General features: G+C 67.2%; 6 protein-coding genes. All 6 read right to left on the bottom strand.

Annotated elements, in window-relative coordinates; genetic code table 11:
- Positions 1 to 132: 132 nt before the first annotated feature.
- A complete protein-coding gene (ahcY, locus tag QH270_RS07600) occupies positions 133 to 1,614 on the bottom strand; it encodes an adenosylhomocysteinase (RefSeq protein ID WP_280339785.1) in 1,482 nt (493 codons plus the stop codon).
- Positions 1,615 to 1,694: 80 nt separating this feature from the next.
- A complete protein-coding gene (locus QH270_RS07595) occupies positions 1,695 to 2,852 on the bottom strand; it encodes an alkane 1-monooxygenase (protein ID WP_280339783.1) in 1,158 nt (385 codons plus the stop codon).
- A 122-nt stretch (positions 2,853 to 2,974) separates the two neighbouring features.
- Complete coding sequence (locus tag QH270_RS07590; protein WP_280339782.1) at positions 2,975 to 3,643, bottom strand: TetR family transcriptional regulator; 669 nt, start codon at positions 3,641 to 3,643, stop codon at positions 2,975 to 2,977.
- Positions 3,640 to 3,822: a rubredoxin gene (locus QH270_RS07585; RefSeq protein WP_280339781.1), complete on the bottom strand. Its 183-nt coding sequence runs from the start codon at positions 3,820 to 3,822 to the stop codon at positions 3,640 to 3,642. Before QH270_RS07585 ends, QH270_RS07590 begins: the two co-directional genes overlap by 4 nt.
- Positions 3,819 to 3,992, bottom strand: a complete 174-nt coding sequence (locus tag QH270_RS07580) for a rubredoxin (RefSeq protein ID WP_280339780.1) — start codon at positions 3,990 to 3,992, stop codon at positions 3,819 to 3,821. Before QH270_RS07580 ends, QH270_RS07585 begins: the two co-directional genes overlap by 4 nt.
- A complete protein-coding gene (locus tag QH270_RS07575) occupies positions 3,989 to 5,227 on the bottom strand; it encodes an alkane 1-monooxygenase (RefSeq protein ID WP_280339779.1) in 1,239 nt (412 codons plus the stop codon). Before QH270_RS07575 ends, QH270_RS07580 begins: the two co-directional genes overlap by 4 nt.
- Positions 5,228 to 5,367: the final 140 nt, after the last annotated feature.

The following is a 5,367-nucleotide window of genomic DNA, read 5'->3' as shown; positions in this document are numbered from 1 at the left end:
GGGGGGGCGCGCCGGGGGCGCCCCGCCCGGCCGCCCGCCCCAATTTTTCCCCCCCCCGCCCGGGCGGCTGCCCCCCCCCCTCACCCCCACCCCCCCCCCCAACACCGGGGGGGGGGCCGGTTCACATCGTGCTCAGTAACGGTAGTGGTCCGGCTTGTACGGGCCCTCCACGTCCACGCCGATGTATTCGGCCTGATCCTTGGTGAGCTTGGTCAGCGTGCCGCCGAGGGCCTCGACGTGGATGCGCGCGACCTTCTCGTCCAGGTGCTTGGGCAGGCGGTAGACCTCGTTGTCGTACTCCTCCGGCTTGGTCCACAGCTCGATCTGCGCGATGACCTGGTTGGAGAAGCTGTTCGACATCACGAACGAGGGGTGGCCGGTGGCGTTGCCCAGGTTCAGCAGGCGGCCCTCCGACAGCACGATGATGGACTTGCCCGAGTCGAACGTCCACAGGTCGACCTGCGGCTTGATCTCGAGCCGGGTCGCACCCGAACGCTCCAGCGCGGCCATATCGATCTCGTTGTCGAAGTGACCGATGTTGCCGAGGATGGCCTGGTCCTTCATCGCCTTCATGTGCTCGAGGGTGATGATGTCCTTGTTGCCGGTCGAGGTGATGACGATGTCGGCCTGGCCGATCGCCTGCTCGACGGTCACCACGTCGTAGCCGTCCATCAGCGCCTGCAGGGCGTTGATCGGATCGATCTCGGTGACCTGCACGCGCGCGCCCTGGCCCGCCAGCGACTCCGCGCAGCCCTTGCCGACGTCGCCGTAGCCGCAGATCAGCACCTTCTTGCCGCCGATGAGCACATCGGTGCCGCGGTTGATGCCGTCGATGAGCGAGTGGCGGGTGCCGTACTTGTTGTCGAACTTCGACTTGGTGACCGAGTCGTTGACGTTGATCGCCGGGAACACCAGCTCACCCGCGGCGGCGAACTGGTACAGCCGCAGCACGCCGGTCGTGGTCTCCTCGGTGACGCCCTTGACCGACTCGGCGATGGCGCTCCACTTGCCCTTGTCGGTCTCGAACCGCTCACGCAGCAGGTTCAGGAAGACCGTGTACTCGGCCGAGTGCTCCTCGTCGGCGGGCGGGACAACGCCTGCCTTCTCGAACTGCGCGCCGCGCAGCACGAGCATGGTGGCGTCGCCGCCGTCGTCGAGGATCATGTTGGCCGGCTCGCCGGGCCAGGTGAGCATCTGCTCGGCCGCCCACCAGTACTCCTCCAGCGTCTCGCCCTTCCAGGCGAAGACCGGGGTGCCCTTGGGCTCGTCGACGGTGCCGTTGGGCCCGACGACGATCGCCGCGGCGGCGTGATCCTGGGTGGAGAAGATGTTGCAGGACGCCCAGCGCACCTGCGCGCCGAGAGCGACCAGCGTTTCGATCAGGACAGCGGTCTGCACGGTCATGTGCAGCGAACCGGAGATGCGGGCGCCCTTCAGCGGCTGCACATCGTGGTATTCGCGGCGCAGTGCCATCAGGCCGGGCATCTCGTGCTCGGCGAGGCGGATCTCCTTGCGGCCGAATTCGGCCAGCGAGAGATCTGCCACCTTGTAATCGATGCCGTTGCGGACGTCAGCGGTGAGCTCGGTGCGCGCGGGAAGTTCTGAGGTCGTCATCAGCCTCTCCTGGTAGTCAGTACCGAGGCAAGGCTACCGCCTGTCGGCGCGCTCGTTCCCCGGTCCGTCGGCGGGTGCGCTCAGGCCGTGGCGCGGTATCGGGCCAGCAAACGGCGCGGCTTGGCCGGAGCCACGTTGGCCAGCGACAGATCGCCGCCGTAGTGGGCGGCCACCTTCGGATCCATCACGGCCCGCCACAGCGGCGGGACGGCGGCGAGCAGCAGCATGGTGGCGTAGCCGGCGGGCAGCTGCGGCGATTCGCTGCTGCTGCGCAGGGTCTGATAGCGGCGGCCCGGGTTGGCGTGGTGGTCGCTGTGGCGCTGCAGATGGAACAGGAAGATGTTGGTGACCAGGCGATCGCTGTTCCAGCTGTCGCGCGGGGAGCAGCGGGCCCACCGGCCGTTGGGCTTGCGGGCGCGCAGCAGCCCGTAGTGCTCGACGTAGTTGACGGCTTCGAGCAAGCCGATCCCGACCACGGCCTGCAGCGCCAGCCACGGCAGGATCGCCGGTCCGAACACCGCGACCAGCGAACCGAACAGCACCGCGCTCATCGCCCACGCCTGCAGGATGTTGTTCTGCCTGCACCACCAGCCGCGCCCCTGCCTGGCCAGCCGCACGCGCTCGAGTTGGAGCGCCGACCGGAAGCCACCGATCACGCTGCGCGGCAAGAACTCCCACAGCGATTCACCCAGCCGGGCGCTGGCCGGATCCTCCGGGGTGGCGACGCGGGCGTGGTGGCCGCGATTGTGCTCGACGAAGAAGTGCCCGTACCCGGACTGGGCGAGCGCGATCTTCGACAGCAATCTTTCAGCACGCTCCACCCGGTGGCCCAGTTCGTGGGCGGCATTGATGCCGATCCCGCTCACGAAGCCGACGGTGGCGGCCAGGCCGAGCTTGTCGACGAGGTCGAGATCGTCGCCGGCCCACATGGCGCACGCGATGACCAGGCCGATCAGCTGGATCGGCAGGAACAGGTAGGTGCACCAGCGGTAGTAGCGATCGTTGGACAGCGCTTCGTAGTCCTCGTCGCGTGGATTGTTGCCGTCCTCGCCGACGATCCAGTCCAGCACGGGAATGGCGATGAGCACGATCGCGGGACCGATCCACCAGAACACCTCGGCGCCGGTGCGGTACACGAGCTGGGAGGGCAGGAGCGCGCACGCCGGCGCGATCAGCCCGAGAGCCCAGAGATACCGTTTGGGATCGCGAAAACCCCCCGGTTTGCCAACCGCTTGCACACCCGCTCCGCTGTAAAAAGACCAATCGCCGACCGATGTGAATACTGACAGACCCCGGGCGCGTTACACAGCGCCAATTCGGCAAACGTGGTGATGGTTACACGCGGGCGATTCAGTCGATCTCACGCGCCGGAGTGACCGGCGTCACCCACCGGCGTCCTGATGCCGCGTACCTGCACGATCGCCTCGACATACGGGCTCAGCAGAGCGCTCATCTCCGCGGGCGCGTCACGCTCGGGGACAGGTGGATTGGGGATGTAACTCAGCGCGATGCGCACGAGCGCGTGCGCGAGGACATCGGCCTCGGAGTCGGACGCGTCGACCCAGCTGTGCTGGAACACATCGGCCAGCCGCGCGGTGGCGTGCTCGAGCAGCGGCCCCGCGTCGAGGGTGATCAGGCGCAGCAGATCCGGCTTCATCTCCCCCGCCAGCAGCGACCGCACCAGCGGGTCGGCCGCGGCGGCGAAGAAGAAGCCGGTCATGCCGACGCGGATCGCGGCGCGTGCGTCGCCGACGTTGTCGTCGAGCGCCTCGCGGACGTGATCGACGAGCTCGTCGGCCAGGCGCAGCGCGTAGGCCTGCGACAGCCCGGCCCGCGAACCGAACTCGTTGTAGAGCGTCTGCCTGCTGACCCCGGCGCGCGCGGCGACGTCACCGAGGGTGATCTTGGACCAGTCCCGCTCGGTGAGCAGCTCGCGCATCCCGTCCAGGACCGAGCGGCGCAGCAGTTCCCGCGCCGCCTCCTGGTACGGGATGCGCGCTCCCGTGCGCGACGTGCCCGCCACACTCACGAACGTTCGATCTCGACCATGAAGAAATCGGACTTCGCGGCGCCGCAGTCCGGGCAGGTCCAGTCGTCGGGGATGTCCTCCCACCTGGTGCCCGGCGCGATGTTGTCGTCGGGCCAGCCCTGCGCCTCGTCGTATTCGAAACCGCACTGCACACACTGGTAGAGCTTGTACTCGGTCAACGCGACACTCCTACCGCCTCGAAGTCGATCTTCTCCCGCACCCCGCAGTCCGGGCAGCACCAGTCGTCGGGAACCGACGCCCACGGCGTGCCGGCCGGAAAGCCCTCGCGCGGGGCTCCTTCCGTTTCGTCGTAGACATAATCACAGACCGGGCAGCGATACGCACTCATGCCTGATCTCCCTCCTGGCCGTACCGCGCGAGGACCTTCTCCCGGCGCTTGGGTTCGATATTGGCCCGGGTGACGTCACCCGAGTAGTGCGCGAGCACGCGCTTGTCCATGACCTTGCGCCAGATCGGCGGGAAGTAGGCGATCAGGATCATGCTGGCGTACCCGCTCGGCAGGTTCGGCGCACCGTCCCAGCTGCGCAGCGTCTGGTAGCGCCGGGTCGGGTACGCGTGGTGATCGCTGTGCCGCTGCAGGTGGTACAGGAAGATGTTGGTGACCAGATGGTCGCTGTTCCAGCTGTGCTCGGGCGCGGGCCGCTCGTAGCGTCCCGACGGGGTCTTCTGCCGCACCAGGCCGTAGTGCTCGAGGTAGTTCACCGACTCCAGCAGGCTGAACCCGATCACGGCCTGCAGGATCAGATACGGCAGCACCTCGATGCCGAAGGCGAGGATCAAGCCGCCCCACAGCACCACCGACATCGCCCACGCGTTGAGCACATCGTTGCGCAAGGTCCACGGGCCCTTGTCGAGGCGGTGCAGCCGCTCCTTCTCCAGATGCCAGGCGGAGCGGAGGCTGCCGACGACGGTGCGCGGCCAGAAGGCCCAGAAGGTCTCGCCGATGCGGGCGCTGGCCGGGTCCTCGGGGGTGGCGACGCGGACGTGGTGACCGCGGTTGTGCTCGATGTAGAAGTGCCCGTAGAACGACTGCGCCAGCGCGATACGGGCCAGCCAGCGTTCCAGGTCGACCTTCTTGTGGCCGAGCTCGTGGGCGGTGTTGATGCCGATGCCGCCGATCATGCCGACGCTGATCGCGATGCCGATCTTGTCGATCACGTTGGCGCCGCCGGGGAAGCCGAGCCAGTGCAGATTGTCGGCGGTGATGATGTAGCAGGCGAAGATCAGCGAGGCGTACTGGAACGGCAGGTACAGATAGGTCAGGTACCGGTAGTACTTGTCGTTCTCCAGGTACTCCATGACCTCGTCGGGCGGATTGTCGCCGTCGGGGCCGAAGAACAGGTCGGCCAGCGGGATCACCAGGTACACCAGCACCGGCCCGAGCCAGAACGGCACCTCGGCCAGCCGGTGCCAGCCGAGCTGGTTGAGGCCCCAGATCAGCGGGATCGCGATCGTGAACAGCCCGGTGGGGGCGAACAGGCCCCACAACCAGAGATAGCGCTTGGAATCGCGCCACTGCGGGGGCGCCACCCGCTGTTCGGACGCGTTGGCATCTGTAGACATCGTCGTCTCCATCCTGCGGCACAGATCACATCTGTGATGTGCGTAACTCTCTGTCACAGACGATAGATCCCGATTTGTCCGGCGTCTAGACAAATCGGCAGATTTGTAAAGCTGCAATCGCTCGATAACAGAACAGGGGG

It is taken from the genome of Nocardia neocaledoniensis (assembly GCF_029868625.1).
GTDB classification, from domain to species: domain Bacteria; phylum Actinomycetota; class Actinomycetes; order Mycobacteriales; family Mycobacteriaceae; genus Nocardia; species Nocardia neocaledoniensis_A.
Note: the sequence above shows the minus strand (reverse complement) of the source record. Positions and strands in the feature narration are given on the sequence as shown.